13 protein-coding genes, 1 tRNA gene and 2 pseudogenes are annotated in these 15857 nt (G+C 70.5%); 4 read left to right on the top strand and 12 right to left on the bottom strand.

Annotation, left to right across the window (positions count from 1 at the left end; all coding sequences use genetic code 11):
• Window positions 1-322: 322 nt before the first annotated feature.
• Together C6V83_RS15050 and C6V83_RS15055 are read right to left on the bottom strand one after the other, a co-directional pair.
• Window positions 323-1255 (bottom strand): hypothetical protein, encoded by a 933-nt coding sequence (locus C6V83_RS15050; RefSeq protein WP_105943073.1) that lies wholly within the window; start codon window positions 1253-1255, stop codon window positions 323-325.
• Between the two features lie 22 nt (window positions 1256-1277).
• Window positions 1278-2021, bottom strand: coding sequence for a YoaK family protein (locus tag C6V83_RS15055; RefSeq protein WP_105943074.1), 744 nt, complete (start codon window positions 2019-2021; stop codon window positions 1278-1280).
• An 80-nt stretch (window positions 2022-2101) separates the two neighbouring features.
• Between C6V83_RS15055 and C6V83_RS15060 the strand changes: the two genes are divergently transcribed.
• Window positions 2102-3253, top strand: a complete 1152-nt coding sequence (locus C6V83_RS15060; RefSeq protein ID WP_105943075.1) for a CapA family protein — start codon at window positions 2102-2104, stop codon at window positions 3251-3253.
• On the opposite strand, the gene C6V83_RS15065 is transcribed toward C6V83_RS15060, so the two are convergent.
• From C6V83_RS15065 to C6V83_RS15085, 7 genes and pseudogenes are all read right to left on the bottom strand, one after another.
• Window positions 3237-3803 carry a hypothetical protein gene (locus C6V83_RS15065; protein WP_105943076.1) on the bottom strand — a complete coding sequence of 189 codons (567 nt, stop codon included), beginning with the start codon at window positions 3801-3803 and terminating at the stop codon, window positions 3237-3239. The two genes, C6V83_RS15060 and C6V83_RS15065, sit on opposite strands and share 17 nt — an antisense overlap.
• 504 nt (window positions 3804-4307) lie before the next feature.
• Window positions 4308-4451 (bottom strand): hypothetical protein, encoded by a 144-nt coding sequence (locus tag C6V83_RS18390; RefSeq protein ID WP_159067530.1) that lies wholly within the window; start codon window positions 4449-4451, stop codon window positions 4308-4310.
• Between the two features lie 62 nt (window positions 4452-4513).
• A complete protein-coding gene (locus C6V83_RS15070; RefSeq protein WP_105943077.1) occupies window positions 4514-5347 on the bottom strand; it encodes a Cof-type HAD-IIB family hydrolase in 834 nt (277 codons plus the stop codon).
• Between the two features lie 124 nt (window positions 5348-5471).
• The gene (locus C6V83_RS15075) at window positions 5472-5819 is read right to left on the bottom strand and encodes a hypothetical protein (RefSeq protein WP_105943078.1); all 348 of its coding nucleotides are present in this window, start codon (window positions 5817-5819) and stop codon (window positions 5472-5474) included.
• Window positions 5820-5883: 64 nt separating this feature from the next.
• A pseudogene (locus tag C6V83_RS19100) lies at window positions 5884-6417 on the bottom strand (ATP-binding cassette domain-containing protein); the annotation flags it as partial.
• Between the two features lie 555 nt (window positions 6418-6972).
• Window positions 6973-7542: pseudogene (locus C6V83_RS19105) on the bottom strand (ATP-binding cassette domain-containing protein); the annotation flags it as partial.
• A 90-nt stretch (window positions 7543-7632) separates the two neighbouring features.
• The gene (locus C6V83_RS15085) at window positions 7633-8928 is read right to left on the bottom strand and encodes a glutaminase (RefSeq protein WP_105943080.1); all 1296 of its coding nucleotides are present in this window, start codon (window positions 8926-8928) and stop codon (window positions 7633-7635) included.
• A gap of 212 nt (window positions 8929-9140) precedes the next feature.
• Here C6V83_RS15085 and C6V83_RS15090 point away from each other — a divergent pair, with 212 nt between their 5' ends.
• A complete protein-coding gene (locus C6V83_RS15090) occupies window positions 9141-10163 on the top strand; it encodes an LLM class flavin-dependent oxidoreductase (RefSeq protein ID WP_105943081.1) in 1023 nt (340 codons plus the stop codon).
• Window positions 10164-10192: 29 nt separating this feature from the next.
• Here C6V83_RS15090 and C6V83_RS15095 read toward each other — a convergent pair whose 3' ends face one another.
• Window positions 10193-11662: an NAD-dependent succinate-semialdehyde dehydrogenase gene (locus tag C6V83_RS15095; protein ID WP_105943082.1), complete on the bottom strand. Its 1470-nt coding sequence runs from the start codon at window positions 11660-11662 to the stop codon at window positions 10193-10195.
• 151 nt (window positions 11663-11813) lie between these two features.
• Between C6V83_RS15095 and C6V83_RS15100 the strand changes: the two genes are divergently transcribed.
• Window positions 11814-11886 (top strand) — tRNA-Ala (locus C6V83_RS15100).
• A gap of 307 nt (window positions 11887-12193) precedes the next feature.
• Here the strand turns inward: C6V83_RS15100 and C6V83_RS15105 are convergent.
• Window positions 12194-13423 (bottom strand): pyridoxal phosphate-dependent aminotransferase, encoded by a 1230-nt coding sequence (locus tag C6V83_RS15105; protein ID WP_105943083.1) that lies wholly within the window; start codon window positions 13421-13423, stop codon window positions 12194-12196.
• 105 nt (window positions 13424-13528) lie between these two features.
• Here C6V83_RS15105 and C6V83_RS15110 point away from each other — a divergent pair, with 105 nt between their 5' ends.
• Window positions 13529-14968: an aminotransferase-like domain-containing protein gene (locus C6V83_RS15110; RefSeq protein WP_105943084.1), complete on the top strand. Its 1440-nt coding sequence runs from the start codon at window positions 13529-13531 to the stop codon at window positions 14966-14968.
• A 73-nt stretch (window positions 14969-15041) separates the two neighbouring features.
• Here C6V83_RS15110 and C6V83_RS15115 read toward each other — a convergent pair whose 3' ends face one another.
• On the bottom strand, window positions 15042-15836 hold the full coding sequence (locus tag C6V83_RS15115; RefSeq protein ID WP_105943085.1) for a crotonase/enoyl-CoA hydratase family protein: 795 nt from the start codon (window positions 15834-15836) through the stop codon (window positions 15042-15044).
• Between the last annotated feature and the right edge of the window lie 21 nt (window positions 15837-15857).

The raw sequence follows: 15857 nt of genomic DNA on the forward strand, positions 1-15857 counted from the left end.
TCCGAGGTGTTCTAAACGTTCCGACACGCTCTCGCCCTAGCGGGCTCGATCGGCTCAACGAGCTACTTCGGAACCTTCGCTCCTTGAGCCGGGCGCGAGCGAAGCGAGTGCCCGAGTCGAAAGGCCCCCGCCCCTTGAGCCGCGTCGAAAGGCCCCGCCCCTTGAGCCGGGCGCGAGCGGTGGCAGAACTTCCTGTCCGAGGTGTTCTAAACGTTCCGACACGCTCTCGCCCTAGCGGGCTCGATCGGCTCAACGAGCTACTTCGGAACCTTCGCTCCTTGAGCCGGGCGCGAGCGAAGCGAGTGCCCGAGTCGAAAGGCCGTCAGGAGAGACCGAGGGCGGCGAACTCCGGCGACGCGTAGAACGGCGCCAGCCGGCGGCGGACGATCCGCTCCAGGAAGCCCTCGCGGTCGAGCCGGCCGATCACCACAGGCCCGAAGCGCAGCGCCTCCTCACGCAGATCGTCGGCGCCGATGCCGAGGTCCTCGATCACGTCGGCGAGCGGGGTGGCGCCGTAGGTGTCGAAGACCTCGTCGATCCCGGAGTCCAGGAGTGTCCGGAAGTACTCCGACTGCCGGAAATCGCGCCAGAACTCGAAAGCGATCACCACCACGTCCTCGACGTCGGACTCGGAGACGGTGTCCCGGAAACCGCCCACGGAGTCGTCGGCACGCCCGCGCCAGAAGTCCCGCACGGCGTCGAGCAACAGTTCGTCGGAATCCTCCCGCGCCGTCTCCAGCGCCATCTCGGTGCCACTGCGCGTGAGCCGTTCCACCAGCGAGGAGAGCCGGCGGCCGAGTCGCGTACCCACTCGCTCCTCGACCGCGCGCTGCATCACTTCGACGACGGTGTCGGTGGTGGTCGGGCTGTCGAGGACCTGATCGATCGCGCGCCGGGCGACCCGCAGATCCGTGGCCGTCGATGCCAGCTCGTCGAAGCGCCGCGTCTCGATCACGTCGGCCAGGCTGGTGGTCTCGTGGATCTCGTGCCGGTACAGGCGGGCGGCCACCTGGCCGGCCAGTTCCGGGATCGCCCCTTCCACCGGGAACGCCATGGTGTACTTGCGAGCCACCTGTTTGATCAGCTCGCGCGGCATCACGGTCTCCAGCGGCACCGTCCCGGCCTCGTCGAAGAAGCCCTCGATCTCCTCCTCGACGAGCGCCCGGAACGCGGTCTCCTCGGTCAGCTGCCGGAGCCCGAAGGCCACCTGCGCGTCGAGCAGTCGAGCGGCGAGATCGTCGTCGGCGTTCTGCATGGTCACGAGGGTATGCGAGAACTCATCGGGTCGCGCCGTCCGGTCCCGCTCCGGGCGCGTTCGGACCGTGGACGTAGGTCTCGCGGCGGGACGACGGCGCCACCGCGCCGAACACGCCGCGGCGCTTGCGCTCGAAGGCGACGATCACCGTGATCACTGCCAGCAGTCCGGCGATCGGCCACAGTGCTCCACCCAGGCCGATCCACCGCAGCATCGCCGCACCGACCACGCCGCCGGCCAGCAGCGAGGCCCAGAGCGCCAAGTGCCGGGCCCACAACCAGCGCGGGCCGCCCCGGAAAGCGTCGACCAGGCGCTGCCCGGCCTTCACCAGCGCCCCTGTCATGTAGGTCAGGCCGATGCTGGTCTCGCCCGCGCTGAGGAAGGTGGCGTTCACCACGCCCATCGACAGCGGCAGCAACACGGTCACCGGCACGCTTGAGTCGGTCAGGTCGCCGAGCGCCGCCGTGACCGCGACCAGGACCGAAGTGGCCGCGAGCACGGTGGTGCGCCCGTCCCCCACCCGCACCAGCACGGCGCCGAGCACGGTGCCGGCAAAGAACATGCCGATCAGCGTGCCCGCGAGCCGCACCGGACCCCAGTCGCCGTGCGCCAGGCTGGTCGCGAACTCGGTGGTGTTGCCGCTCATGAAGGAGACGAAGAACCCGCCGAGGTACACGTAGCCGATCGCATCCACGTAGCCGGCGGCGGCCGACAGCACCACCGCCAGCGTCACCTCGCGCCGCGCGATCATCTTCACAGAGCACATCGTCCCATCCGGCGCACCGGCGGGGCCCGGCACCCGGGCCGACCCGTCGTCCGTTCGGTGGATTGCGCCGGGACGCCCGGATGGGCTCGCATCGCCGGGTGCGATCTCGACGACTGTCTCCCGGCCTGGCGCTGCTCGTGGCCGGCCTGTTCACCGTGACCGGGTGCAGCGTCGAGAGCTCGTCGACGGGGTCGTCGAAGGTTCCCTCGGCGAGCACGTCGGGTTCGACGACGTCGTCGGACGACGCCTCGGGCACCCTCACGCTCAGCTGGGTGGGCGACACCATCCTGGGCACCGACGACAAGTTCGGCGGTCTCACGCTGCCGGCCGCGTGGGCGCAGAGCGGCAAGGACCCGAACTACTTCTTCCAGAACGTCAAGAAGCACTTCGACGCCGACGACCTGACGATCGCGAACTTCGAAGTGGCCCTGACCAATTCGCGGAACAAGCGGTACAAGGGCGACGGCGAGGTTTACCACTTCCACGGCGAGCCCGCGATCGCGAAAACGCTCCCGGCCGGGGGCATCGACGTGGTGACGATCGCCAACAACCACACGTGGGACTACGGGCGCAAAGGCTTCGACGACACCGTCAGGGCGCTGGACGCCGCCGGCGTCGAGTACGTCGGGGCGGGCAACCCCGGATACGACGGCTCCGACTACGACCATCCGCTCCTGAAAGACGTCAAGGGAATCAAAGTCGGCCTGCTCAGCTACCAGACGTGGCAGGACACCCCGCAGACCCGGGCCAAGGTCCGCAGCGACATCGCCAAGCTCCGGAAAGACGGGGCGGCAGTGGTGATTCCATACTTCCATTGGGGACTGGAAGGCGTTCACGAACCGTACGAGGTGCAGCGCGACCTGGCGCGCGTCGCGATCGACGCCGGCGCCGACGCGGTGATCGGCACGCACCCGCACGTGCTCCAGTCGATGGACGTGTACAAGGGAAAGCTGATCGCGTACTCGCTCGGCAACTTCTCGTTCGGCGGCAACACCAACCCGAGCGACAAGCGCACGGTGATCCTGCAAACCCGGGTGAAGGTGGACGACGGGAAGGTCGGCGCGGTCGAGTACCGGGTGATCCCCACCCGCCTGTCGCGCACCGAGAGTCACAACGACTACGTCCCGACGCCCTACGGCCCGGCCGAATCGCGCCAGGTGGCGTCGTTCCTCAATCAGATCTCGCCGAACCTCGACGGCACCGTCTCGCAACGGTTCACACCGGTTCCGTGAGGTCGTCCGCCGCGGCGGGCCGGCGGATCAGTTCGATCGCCACCAGCAGCAGGATCAGGCCGACCACCAGCCGCACGACGCCGGCCACCGACACCGGCCGGGTCGCCACCAGTCCCGCCAGGCCGAGCAGCACCGCGACCGACACGATCGCGTGTCGCCATCGCTCCACCACCGCGCCCACCCGCCCGGTGTCGCCGCCGTGCGCATCGAGCGCCGACCGGATCGACGCGAAGCCCGCCCCGGCCACGTCGCGGAGCGCGCGGGCCGGGCGAGCCGGCCCGGCCATCCAGGTTCCCACCGCGATCAGCGCCCCGAGGACGGTGAGCGCGACGACGGCCGCCGACATCAACGCGCTGACCTGATCGAAGATCGCCCCGGCCACGTCCGGCGGCATCGTGGCGGGGGCGATCGCCGACACGAACGCCGTGCGCCCGACCCAGATGCCCACCGACATGAGCCCGAACACCACCGCGAACGCCGCCGCCGTGCCCGAGAGCGCCCGCCGCGGCGACACGGCGATCAGCACCCCGGCCGCCAGCAGGGCCAGCACCGCCCACGGCAGCCAGCAGGGCCAGCACCGCCCACGGCAGCCAGAAGCCGCCGATCACCGCGGCGTCGTACACCGCCTGCACCAGTCCGAGCGCGTCGGCGTGCAGGATCGGGACCGCCTGCGGCGCACCGCCGACCAGCCGCTCGGCGAAGGGCAGACCGCGCTCGACGAGCCGTACGCGCAGAGCGTCGTACACGGGGTCGAGCCGCAGACTGAGCACGCCGTCGGTCGACAGGTCGGCGAGCGCGCGAGGGTCGTCGTCGAGCACCCGGGTGACTTGCCGGTGGCTCAGGCGAAGGCTGGCCGCCCACAGATCCGCGAACTGCGGCGAGGTCACCAGTCGCTGCGCGGTGTTCTCGATCAGGTTCTCCAGCCCGGCGACGGTCGGCGCCTCCAGCAGCCCGATTCCGGCCGCGGCGCGCGGCGGCAGCGACCCGTCCTGGAGGGTGTCGAACAGCTCGGCGACCCGGCGGGACGGATCCAGTTGCTGTACGGCGCGGTCGCTCAGCTGCGCGGCAACGTAATCCTGCACGTGCGGCTCGGCGGCGAGGGGGCGAACGTGGCGACGAAGCGGTCGGAGTCGACCAGCTGCCCGCGCGCCCAGGCGCCGGCGACCGCGACCGGCGCCAGCAGGAGCCCGAGCACCACCAGTAAGGCAGTAGGCGGTCTGCAACTTCCGATGCGGAGCCGGCGGGGAGTCGTCGTCCCGGTCAGCCACGCCCGTGCCCGTTCAACAGCGCCCGGAGCACCTGCACGACGCCCTCCTCGGCGTTACTGGGCGCCCCGTAGCGGGCCCGCGCGCGGATCGCCGGATGCGCGTTGGCCACGGCGAACGACCAGTCGGCGGCGTCGAGCATCTCCAGGTCGTTGAGGTAGTCGCCGAAGACCACGGTCTGTGCCGCGGTGACGCCCAGTTCGTCCTGCAGCATCCGCACGCCGATCCCCTTGTCTACGCCGGGTGACATCAGATCGATCCAGTTCGGCCCGGACACCACCACCCGGCACCGATCGGCGAAGGACTCGAAGTGGGCGTGCGCGGCCGCGGCGGCGTCGTCGAAGTCGTAGATCGCCAGTTTGAGGATCTCGTCGTCGACGGAGAGGAGGTCGTCGACCTGGTCGAGCCGCAGATAGTACTTGTCCGACTCGTCGAGGAAGGGCAGGTCGCCCCGCTCCACATAGCCACCCCGCACCCCGCACACCACCAGGCCGAGGTCGCGGCCGGACTCCCGCACGGCGACCACCACATCCCGCGCCAGCGCCGGATCGAAGGTGCTGGAGGCGCGCGACAGACCGTCGTGCACCACCAGATTCCCGTTCTCGGCGATGTACGAGATGCCCTGCGGCACACGGGCGAACAGGTTCTCCAGGGTGTGGAACTGGCGCCCGCTCGCCGGGACGAAGTGGATGCCCCGCTGACGCATCGTGTCCAGCAGCGGCCAGAATCCGTCGGGCACCGCGCCGTCCTCGGTGAGCAGCGTGCCGTCCATGTCGGAGACGACGAGCCGCACGTCCGGCTGGATGTCGGGGAGGTCGAGGTCGGTCATCTTCGCATCTTCGCACCCGGAAGCGGTGTGCGGCTCACCCGTCGCGAAGTACCGCGTGAGCGATCAGGACGCGGTCATCGTCCGGCCGGAGGGTTCTTCTCGACGACCTCGATCGTGGTGGTCGTCACCGAGTCGGGCGGCGCTCCGGGGCCCCGGGCCGGGGCCGGGTGCGCAGGGCCACTCTGTACCGGACCGGCCGGCGGCGTCTGCGCCCCGGCCGGCCGGGGCACCGGTCGCCGGTGACGACCGAGAACTGCAGCGCCAGACCGGTGGCACGACCGATCGCGTAGACCAGACCCACGACCACCACCGCGACGAACCCCTTGGGCAGCGTGAACGAATGGTCCGGGTGGGGTGCGCCGGCCGGGTAGCCGTACGAGCCCGGCGACGAAGGCGGCAGCGCGTCGTGGGTGACCGCCGGCGGCGGGGCGTACGGAAGCGGGCTCTGCGGCTGCGCACCGGGGAAGGACATGTGCCGGGGGGTACCGACGACGACGAGCGGCTCGATAGCGTCTGTCCGGAGGAATCGGGCGCGCTCAGTGCTCGCGCACGCGGCCGTCCTCGACGTGCCAGCGGCGGTCGACCCGCACCTTCTGCAGCATCCGCCGGTCGTGGGTCACCAGGAGCAGCGCGCCGTCGTAGGAGTCCAGCGCCTGCTCCAGCTGCTCGATGGCCGGGAGGTCGAGGTGGTTGGTGGGCTCGTCGAGCACCAGGACGTTGGTGCCGCGCGCTTGCAGCAGCGCCAGTGCGGCCCGCGTGCGCTCTCCCGGCGAGAGACCGGAGACCGGCCGGTCGACGTGATCGGCGCGCAGTCCGAACTTCGCCAGCAGGGTGCGGACCTCGGACGGGTTGAGCTCGGGCATCAGCTCACCGAAACGTCCGGCCAGCGGCGCCGGCCCGGTGAACAGCCCCCGCGACTGGTCGACCTCGCCGACCGCGACGGACGGACCCAGATGCGCCGCCCCCGCGTCGGGGATCAGTTCGCCGAGAATCAGCCGCAGCAGGGTCGTCTTGCCCGCACCGTTCGGGCCGGTGATCCCGATCCGGTCGCCGCCGTTGACCTGCAACGAGACCGGGCCGAGCGTGAAGTCCCCGCGGTGCACGACGGCCTCGTTGAGCGTGGACACCACCGAACTCGACCGCGGCGCCGAACCGATGCTGAACTCCAGCACCCACTCCTTGCGCGGCTCGGCCACCTCCTCCAGCCGCGCGATCCGGCTCTCCATCTGCCGTACTTTCTGCGCCTGCTTCTCGCTGGACTCGGTCGCGGCCCGGCGGCGGATCTTGTCGTTGTCGGGGGCCTTGCGCATCGCGTTGCGGACCCCCTGGCTCGACCACTCCCGCTGCGTCCGCGCCCGGGCCACCAGGTCGGCCTTGCGCGCGGCGAACTCCTCGTACTCTTCGCGGCGGTGCCGGCGCGCGACCTCTCGCTCCTCCAGATAGCTGTCGTAGCCGCCGCCGAAGACGGTGTTGGTGTGCTGAGCCAGGTCCAGTTCCAGGACGCGGGTCACGCTGCGCGCCAAGAACTCCCGGTCGTGACTGACCAGCACCACGCCACCGCGCATGCCCTGCACCACCTCTTCGAGGCGGGCGAGGCCGTCCAGGTCGAGGTCGTTGGTGGGTTCGTCGAGCAGAGCGACGTCGAACCGCGAGCACAGCAGCGCCGCGAGCCCGACGCGGGCCGCCTGACCGCCCGAGAGACCCGTCATCAACGACGACGCCGGCGCGGCGGTCGCCAGTCCGAGACCGGCGAGCACGGCGGGCAGCCGCTCCTCCAAGTCGGCCGCCCCGGTGGCGAGCCAGTGGTCGAGGGCCGCCGCGTACCGGTCGGCCGGATCATCGGCGTCTGCACCGCCTTCCGGATCGGCCAATGCCGCGGCGGCCTCGTCCAGCGCGCGCTGCGCGGCGGCGCACCCGGTGCGACGGGCGACGTACTCGCCGACCGTCTCGCCCGGCACGCGGGTGTGCTCCTGCGGCAGCCACCCCACGAAGGCGTCCGGCGGAGTCCGCGAGACGGTGCCGGCGAGCGGAGCGAGGTCCCCGGCCAGCACCCGGAGCAGGGTGGTCTTGCCCGAGCCGTTGGCGCCGACCACGCCGACGACGTCGCCGGGCGCGACCGTCAGATCCAGGTGATCGAACAGCACCCGGTGGGCGTATCCGCCGGAGAGATCCTTGGCGACGAGGGTTGCGGTCACCCGCTCATCGTCGCACGGGACGCCGACGGGGCTCGGCGTCGGCAGAGGTCGCCGGGTCTCAGGTCACTGCGGTCTCAGGTCACTGCAGTCTCAGGTTACGGGGTCCGCCGGCGGCGACACGATGTCGCCGAGACCTGCCAGCACGGTGAGGCGGCCACCGGTTCCAGGGTCGGGGTCGGGCAGGACGCCGTCCGGATCGATCACGAACACGTCGTGTCCGTCGAGCGACAGGCGCCGAACCACCTCGAGCAGCATCCGCCGGGACACGTCGTCGAGCGACTGCACCCGGCGCAGGCTGATCGCCACCCGGCGCTGCGTCGGCGGCCGGTCCACGAACTCGCGCACCACGCGCTCGGCGGCGGCGAAACGCAGCGCCCCCTGCAGCGAGAGCACGTCCGTCGCGAGGGGTCCGCTGCCCAGGCTTCGGCGGCGCCGCACCACCGACGACGTCGACGCGGGCACCTCCATCAGATGCATGCCCATGTCGGAGGTGAACCGCTGGAACAGGTCGACACCGCGCACGCTGTTCCCGTGCCGGTCCAGGCGCGGCGAGAACGTCGCGATGCCGACCTGCCCGGGCAGGGCGCCGATCAGGCCGCCGGCCACCCCACTCTTGGCGGGGACGCCGACCCGGGTCATCCAGTCGCCGGCACCGTCGTACATGCCGCACGTGGCCATGACGCTCAGGGTCTGCCGCACCACTCGCCGCGGCACAACCTCGACTCCGGTCAGCGGGTTGACGCCGCCGTTGGCGAGCGTGGCCGCCATGACCGCCAGATCTTCCGTGGTGACGATCAGCGAGCACTGCCGCGTGTAGCCGGCGACCGACACGACGGGGTTCTCGGACGTGACCTCGTAGGCCCTCAGCAGATTCGCCAGGGCCCGGTTCCGGAAGGCGTGGCCTATCTCGGAGGCGAACACGTCTTCGTCGACGTCCAGACGTCGGCCGGCGAAGGCGCTCAGGCCTTCGATCACCCGCTCGACGCGATGCTCGGCCGACATGTCCTCGTGTCCCACGAGGGTGTGGGTCGCGATCGCTCCGGCGTTGATCATCGGATTCTGCGGCCGGCCGCTGCCGGGTTCGAGGGAGATCTCGTTGAACGCATCACCCGTCGGCTCGACACCCACCTTCTCCAGTACCGCGTCGAAACCCCGGTCCGCGAGCGCGAGGGCGTACACGAACGGTTTGGAAATGGACTGGATGCTGAAGGGCGTCCGGGTGTCGCCGGCCCCGTAGGTGCGACCGTCGGTGGTCGCGATCGTCACCCCGAGCCGGTCCGGATCCGCGGAGGCCAGCTCCGGGATGTAGTCGGCGGTGGCACCGCTGTCGTCGTGTTCGACGGCGGCCAGGGCCTCAGCGAGGTAGTCCGGGATCGGTGAGCGCACAAAGCTCAGTGTAGAGCGGCCTCCGGTGTCCGTACCGTGACGTAGATCCGGCCGCGAGTCGAGCGGGAGACGTTGCGACCTGGAGTTTCGTTGTGCCTGCTGATTCTGTACTCCCCAGTACGGACAGCCCATTCCAGGAGACTGCGGGCCATGCTCTCGAGGTCCCGGTCCGGCGCGGAACAACGTCCGCCTCCGCGTGGTTGACTCGGTTCATGAGCGAGATCGAGTTCGGCCTGGACACCTTCGGCGGCGTCACGCACGACGAGCACGGGCGCCCCACGCCCCACCCGCAGGTGATCCGGGACCTGGTCGGCGACGCCGTGGTCGCCGACGAGCTCGGCCTGGACTTCTTCGCCGTCGGCGAGCACCATCGGCCCGACTACGCCGTCTCCAGTCCCGAGACGGTGCTGGCCGCCGTCGCCGGACAAACTAGCCGTATCCGGCTGGGTTCGGCGGTGACCGTGCTCAGCTCCGACGATCCGGTGCGCGTCTACCAGCGGTTCGCCACCCTCGACGCGGTGTCCCGGGGGCGCGCCGAGATCGTCGCCGGACGCGGCTCGTTCATCGAGTCGTTCCCGCTGTTCGGCTACGAACTCGCCGACTACGACCTGCTGTTCGACGAGAAGCTCGCCCTGCTCGCGGAACTGATCGAGGAGCAACCGGTCACCTGGAGCGGCACCACCCGGGCGCCGCTGACCGACCAGCGCGTCTTCCCCACGACAGCACAGAAGATCCCGGTCTGGGTGGGCGTCGGCGGCACCCCCGAATCGGTGGTCCGTACCGCCCGGCACGGCTTCGGCCTCTTCCTGGCGATCATCGGCGGCGGCCCGGCGCGCTTCTCGTCGTACATCGACCTGTTCGAGCGCGCGCAGGACCAGTTCGGCGTGCCCCGGCAGCGGGTCGCCGTGCACTCCCCCGGTCTGGTCGCCGAGACCGACGAACAGGCCCGCGAACTCGCCTACGACGGTTGGCTGGCCCAACGCAACAAGATCGGCGCCGAACGCGGCTGGGGCCCGGCCGGTCCGCGCGAGTTCGAGGACGAGGTGGCCCGCGGCTCGTTGTACCTCGGCTCACCGGAGACCGTCGCAGCCAAACTCGCGCGCACCCTGACGACCCTGAAGGTCGATCGCTTCGACCTCAAATACGACCAGCCGGTCCCGCACGCGGTGCAGCGGCGCTCGATCGAGCTGTACGGCGAGAAGGTGGTCCCGCGGGTGAAGGATCTGCTGGCGTAGCGGCCTCCCGATGATCGGGCCGCGGAAGTTCAGACGCTGGTCGGGGTGAGGGCGATGTATTTGGTGGTGAGGTACTCGTCGATGCCGTCGACGCCGCCCTCGACGCCCAGACCCGAGTGCTTGACGCCGCAGAACGGTGCGGCCGGATCGGAGATCACCCCGCGGTTGACGCCGACCATGCCGTACTCGAGGGCGCTCGCGACGCGCTTCACCCGATTCAGATCGTTGGTGAAGAAGTACGACGCGAGACCGTAGTCGGTGTCATTGGATCGCGCGATCACATCGGCCTCGTCGTCGAAGGTCTGGATCACCACCACCGGCCCGAAGATCTCTTCGAGAAGAATCGGATCGCCCACAGGCACGTCGGTCAGCAGCGTCGGCGGATAGAAGAAGCCCGGACCGTCGATGCGGCGGCCCCCGGTGTGGACGGTTGCGCCGTCGGCGACGGCGCCGTCGACCAGGGCGGCGACCCGGTCGAGTTGCTTGCCGTTGATCAGCGGACCGAGGTCGCTGCCGGCGTCGTACCCGGGCCCGACGGTCATCGCGTCCAGCCGAGCGGTCAGAGCCGGAACGAACCGGTCGGCGATCCCGCGGTGCACAAAGAAGCGGTTGGCCGCGGTGCAGGCCTCCCCGCCGTTACGCATCTTGGCAGCCATCGCACCGTCGACGGCGGCGGCGAGGTCGGCGTCGTCGAACACGATGAACGGGGCGTTGCCGCCGAGCTCCATCGAAGTGCTCAGCACCTGATCAGCGGACTGCCTGATCAATAGGCTGCCCACTCCCGTCGATCCGGTGAACGACACTTTGCGCAGCCGACGATCCGACATCAGCACCGCCGACTGTTCGGCGGCGCCGGTCTTGGTCGGCACCACGGTCAGCACGCCCGGCGGCAAGCCGACGTCGGCGAAGACCTTGGCCAGCAGCAGCATGGTGAGCGGCGTGTCCTCTGCCGGCTTGACGATCATCGGGCAGCCGGCGGCCAGGGCGGGCCCGATCTTGCGCGTGCCCATCGCGAGCGGGAAGTTCCACGGGGTGATGGCGTACGACGGCCCCACGGGTTCCTTGACGACGACGATCTCGCCGTTCCCGGCCGGGGCGGTGGCGGTGCGGCCAGCGATCCGCACCGCTTCCTCGCTGAACCAGCGCAGAAACTCGGCGCCATAGGTCACTTCACCGACGCTCTCGGACAGGATCTTGCCCATCTCCAGGGTCATCAGCAGCGCGAAGTCGTCACGGCGGCGGGTGACCTCCTCGAAGGCCGACCGCAGGATCTCGGCGCGTTCGCGGGGCGGCGTCGCGGCCCACGCCGGGCCGGCTTCGGTCGCCCCGTCGAGCGCGGCGAGCGCATCTTCCCGGCCGCCGTCGGCGACCTCGGCCAGCACGTCGCCGGTCGCCGGGTCGATCACCTCGAAGGTCTTCCCGGTGATCGCGTCCACGGACGTGTTCGAGAGCCAGATTCCGGTGGGGACCTGGTCGAGCAGAGTGCGCTTGTCGGTCATGCACCTATAGGTAGCGCACTTGCGCGCTGCTTGGTGGACGTTCGCCGCGTGGCGCGCCCGGAGGGCCCGGGTCCTCACCAGTCGATTTGGCCGCCGTTCACGCAGTGGGGTAAGTTTGCTAGCGCACCCGCAAGGGGGCACAACCGAATACGGGGCTATGGCGCAGCTGGTAGCGCACCACACTGGCAGTGTGGGGGTCAGGGGTTCGAGTCCCCTTAGCTCCACAAGTAGAATCCCCTCCGACCTGCGTCGGAGGGGATTCTGGTTTCCTGGCGAGGGTTCCTCAGAACGTCAGGATGCCGAGGGATTCAGCGGGAGGTCCCAGCGTGACAGGTCTGCGGCGCGGTCCTGGGTTGTGTGACTCGTGCCGCGATCTGGTCAACAAGGCGCGGGCAGCCGTCACCGGCGCGTGACCCGCTCGACTACCAGTCGCGGCACAGCACACGGTGGAGCTAAGGGGACTCGAACTACTGACCCCACAACCCGTGTGAAGCCACCGGCGACCGGGCCGTTGACAGGTCCGGGGACCGCTCATCGTCGTCGCCGGTCGAGGTACCGCGCGATCGACTCGACCGCCCGTTCCAGCACCGGCGCGTCCGGCAGGCACACGATCCGGAAATGGTCCGGCTCGGGCCAGTTGAACCCGGTGCCGTGGGTCACCAGGATGTGCTCGGTCCGCAGGAGGTCGAGCACGAAGGCTTCGTCGTCGTCGATGCCGAAGACCTCGGTGTCGACCCGGGGGAAGCAGTAGAGCGCTCCGCGCGGCGCCACACAGCTCACCCCGGGAATGGCGTCCAGGGCGGCCGAGGTCAGCGCGAGCTGCTGCTCCAGTCGGCCGCCTGGATCGACGACGTCCGCGGGCAGTGGCGACCCGGGCTGCCCGGCGCCCAGCGCCAGCGGAATCGCGTGCTGGCCGGCGACGTTCGGGCAGACCCGCATATTGGACAGCAGGGTGAGACCCTCAAGGAGGTCGCCCGCGCGGTGTACCGGCCCGGTGGCCACCACCCACCCCGCCCGGTACCCGCAGACGCGGTACGCCTTGGAGAGCCCGCCGAAGGTGAGACACAGGACGTCCTCGCCCGCGGCCCGGGCGGCGTGGTGGTGCCGGGCGTCGCCGAACACCAACTCCTCATAGATCTCGTCGCTGAGCAGAATCAGCCCGTGGCGGCGGGCGACGTCGGCGATCCCGCGGACGGTGTCCTCGCTGTAGACCGCACCGGTGGGGTTGTTGGGGTTGATCAGCACCAGGGCCTTGGTCTTCGGCGTCACCTTGGACTCGATGTCCTCGATCGACGGGTTCCAGCCGTCGGTCTCATCCGCCCGATAGTGCACCGGCACGCCTCCGGTCAGGTTCACCGCGCCGGTCCACGTCGGATAGTCGGGGGCGGGCACGAGGATCTCGTCGCCCGGGTCGACCAGCGCCTGGAGAACCAGCGTGATGAGTTCGCTGACGCCGTTGCCCAGGAACACCTCGTCGGCCGACACCTCGGCCACCTCGCGGCGCCGATAGTGCTCGGCGACCGCCTCGCGCGCGGCAAGAATCCCGCGCGAGTCCGAATATGCCTGCGCCGCACCGAGATTGGCGGCGACCGCCGCCACGATCTCGGGACGCGCGTCCAGGCCGAACGGGCGCATGTTCCCCAGATTCAGGCGCAACACGTCGTGGCCCTCCGCCTCCAGACGCATGGCTTCGGTGAGGATGGGGCCGCGGACGTCGTAGCGGACGTGCCGAAGGCGTGCGGACTGTCGAAACGTTGTCATGACGCCATCCCACCTCGATAGTGGCGGCTACAGAAGGTCCACTTTCGCCCGTTCCGCGGGACCACTTGGGCCGTCGTCGTCACCCGGCGGCCTATGCTTGCGCCCATGGCCCGCACGACTCGCGCCGAACCGCTGGTTCTCGACGACGTCTCGGGGACGGCCGATCTGGTGAGGGCGATCGTCGACCGGATCGCGGACGGCACCCTCGCCGACGGCGATCGGCTTCCGTCGACCCGCACGCTCGCCGAGCAGACCGGGATCTCGCGGGGCACCGTCGTGCGCGCCTACGACGAGCTCGCCGCCGCCGGGTTCACGGTCGCCGCCCACGGATCGGGCACCCGGGTCAGCGCCGGCGCCACGGTGGCGGCGCGCGCCGGCGCCCGGACCCGGGGATCCGGCGATGAGGCGACCGGGGCACCCGTCGCACCGCGCCGAGGGCGATCACGCCGCGATCTGCGACCGGGGATACCCGACGCGAAGCTGGTGGACGAGCGAGCCTGGCGCCGGGCCGTGCGGACGGCCGCCGGCCGGGGGCTGGCCGGGCTGAACCCGTGGGAGGAGCCGAGCCCGGTACTGCGTGCCCCGCTGCGCGCCCATCTGCGGCGGCACCGCGGCCTGGTCGACGCCGATCCGCTCCTCTTCGACAGCTCCCGGTCCGCGATCGCGGCGCTGTGCGCGGCGTTCGCCGCCGCCCGGCCGGACGCACGCTCGACACCGTTCTACATCGAGGACCCGGGTTACCGCGGGGCCGTGCTCATGGCCCGGGAGCAGGGCCTGGACGTGCGTTTCCAGCGTGCCCACGCCGACGGCTTCGACGCCGCCGGACTCGGAGACGAGGCCGGAGTGGTCTTCACCACCCCGGCGCACCAGTACCCGCTCGGCCACCGGATGAGCGTCGACCGGCGAGTCGCACTGGTCGACTGGGCGCGTCGGACGGGCTCCCTGGTGATCGAGGACGACTACGACGGCGAGTTCCGCTACGGCGTCGCGCCGCTGCCCGCACTGGCGACCCTGCCGGGGGCGGCCGCGCACGTGGCCTACGTCGGGACTTCGTCCAAGTCGCTGTCCCCCGATCTGCGTGTCGCCTGGTGCGTGCCGCCGGCCGCGTTGCGCCGAGCGGTCGAGCGGTGGCTGGCCGTGCACCGCCGCGGGCCCTCGTCGCTTCCCGCCGATGCGCTGGGCGAGTTCCTCGGCGCGGGGGCCATGGACCGTCATCTCGCGCGCGCGGCACGCGTCTACAGCGACCGCCGTACACGACTGGTCGCGGCGCTCGGTCGGGAGTGTCCCGGACTGCCGGTGACCGGCGTGGAGGCCGGTCTGCATCTGTGCGTCCTGCTGCCCGGACACGACGACGAGGCGGTGGTCGAGGCCCTCGAACGGGAAGGCTGGCGCACGCGGTCGCTGACCAGTCAGTCCGCGAAGTACCCGGTGTCGGGGCTCGTGCTGAACTACGCGCGGCTGGGAACGCGGGACGCCGGCGAGTTCGCCGCGGCGCTGCGGGCGGTGCTCGATCTCCGTCGGCGGCGACACGGGGACCGCCCCTAGGTCCCGGCGAGCTCCGACCACCTCCGAACACCTTCCGCCGCGCACCTTCTCGTCGACGTCGGGCGGGCGAGTTCTAGAGTTCGCGCTCGCCGAAAGCGGGCCGCTCCCTGGCCAATCCGGCCTTGCGAGCGATCGCGTGGTTGCGCCCGCGCAACAGCCGGGTCTGCAGCAGCTGCTCCACGGGGAACGACAGGCGCGAGCCGTTGAACCAGGTGTTCTCGAACAGTGATTTCGACGCCGCGACCGCATCCGGGGAGCGTTCCCGAATGCGGGCGATCAACTCCTGGGCGGCGTCGAGCGGATCCTCGGCGACTCCGCTCACCAGTCCCCAGTCGGCGGCCTGCGCGGCGTCGAAGAACTCTCCCGTCATGGTCAGCCGCTTAGCGACGTCGATCGTGGTGAGCTGAGCGATGCTCACCGACAACGACATGTCGGGGATCAGTCCCCATTTCGCCTCCAGCACCGAGAAGTCGGCGTCCGGTGCGCTGAACCGGAAATCCGCGCCGAGTGCGATCTGCAGCCCCGCCCCGTAGCAGTGCCCGGTGATCACCGCGATCACCGGCACCGGAACGTTGCGCCACGCCCAGCACGCCGACTGGAAGCCGTTGGCCGCTGAGCGGTGCCGGGGAATCAGCGTGCGGACCACCCGCGCACGCTCCTTGCCGACCGAGGCGAAATCGAGTCCGGAACAAAAGGACTCGCCCGCGCCGGACAGGACGACGGCCCGCAGCGAGCGGTCCTTCTCGGCGCGCTGCGCCGCGGAGGTCAGATCGGACAGCATGTCCAGGGTGAGGCCGTTGTGCTTGTCCGGTCGGTTCAGCTGCACGTACGCGACGTCGTCGCGCACCTCGTAAACGATATCGGTCATCTGCCCGACCCTACTTGTGGC

The sequence above is a fragment of the Gordonia iterans genome (genome assembly GCF_002993285.1).
Taxonomy (GTDB): domain Bacteria; phylum Actinomycetota; class Actinomycetes; order Mycobacteriales; family Mycobacteriaceae; genus Gordonia; species Gordonia iterans.

Bases quoted from the DNA above. Each gene is read 5' to 3' on its own strand.
- C6V83_RS15050 (WP_105943073.1), bottom strand. From the start codon at position 1,255: ATGCAGAACGCCGACGACGATCTCGCCGCTCGACTGCTCGACGCGCAG.
- C6V83_RS15110 (WP_105943084.1), top strand. From the start codon at position 13,529: ATGGCCCGCACGACTCGCGCCGAACCGCTGGTTCTCGACGACGTCTCG.
- C6V83_RS15075 (WP_105943078.1), bottom strand. From the start codon at position 5,819: ATGTCCTTCCCCGGTGCGCAGCCGCAGAGCCCGCTTCCGTACGCCCCG.
- C6V83_RS15115 (WP_105943085.1), bottom strand. From the start codon at position 15,836: ATGACCGATATCGTTTACGAGGTGCGCGACGACGTCGCGTACGTGCAG.
- C6V83_RS15105 (WP_105943083.1), bottom strand. From the start codon at position 13,423: ATGACAACGTTTCGACAGTCCGCACGCCTTCGGCACGTCCGCTACGAC.
- C6V83_RS15095 (WP_105943082.1), bottom strand. From the start codon at position 11,662: ATGACCGACAAGCGCACTCTGCTCGACCAGGTCCCCACCGGAATCTGG.
- C6V83_RS15060 (WP_105943075.1), top strand. From the start codon at position 2,102: ATGGGCTCGCATCGCCGGGTGCGATCTCGACGACTGTCTCCCGGCCTG.
- C6V83_RS15055 (WP_105943074.1), bottom strand. From the start codon at position 2,021: ATGTGCTCTGTGAAGATGATCGCGCGGCGCGAGGTGACGCTGGCGGTG.
- C6V83_RS15070 (WP_105943077.1), bottom strand. From the start codon at position 5,347: ATGACCGACCTCGACCTCCCCGACATCCAGCCGGACGTGCGGCTCGTC.
- C6V83_RS15090 (WP_105943081.1), top strand. From the start codon at position 9,141: ATGAGCGAGATCGAGTTCGGCCTGGACACCTTCGGCGGCGTCACGCAC.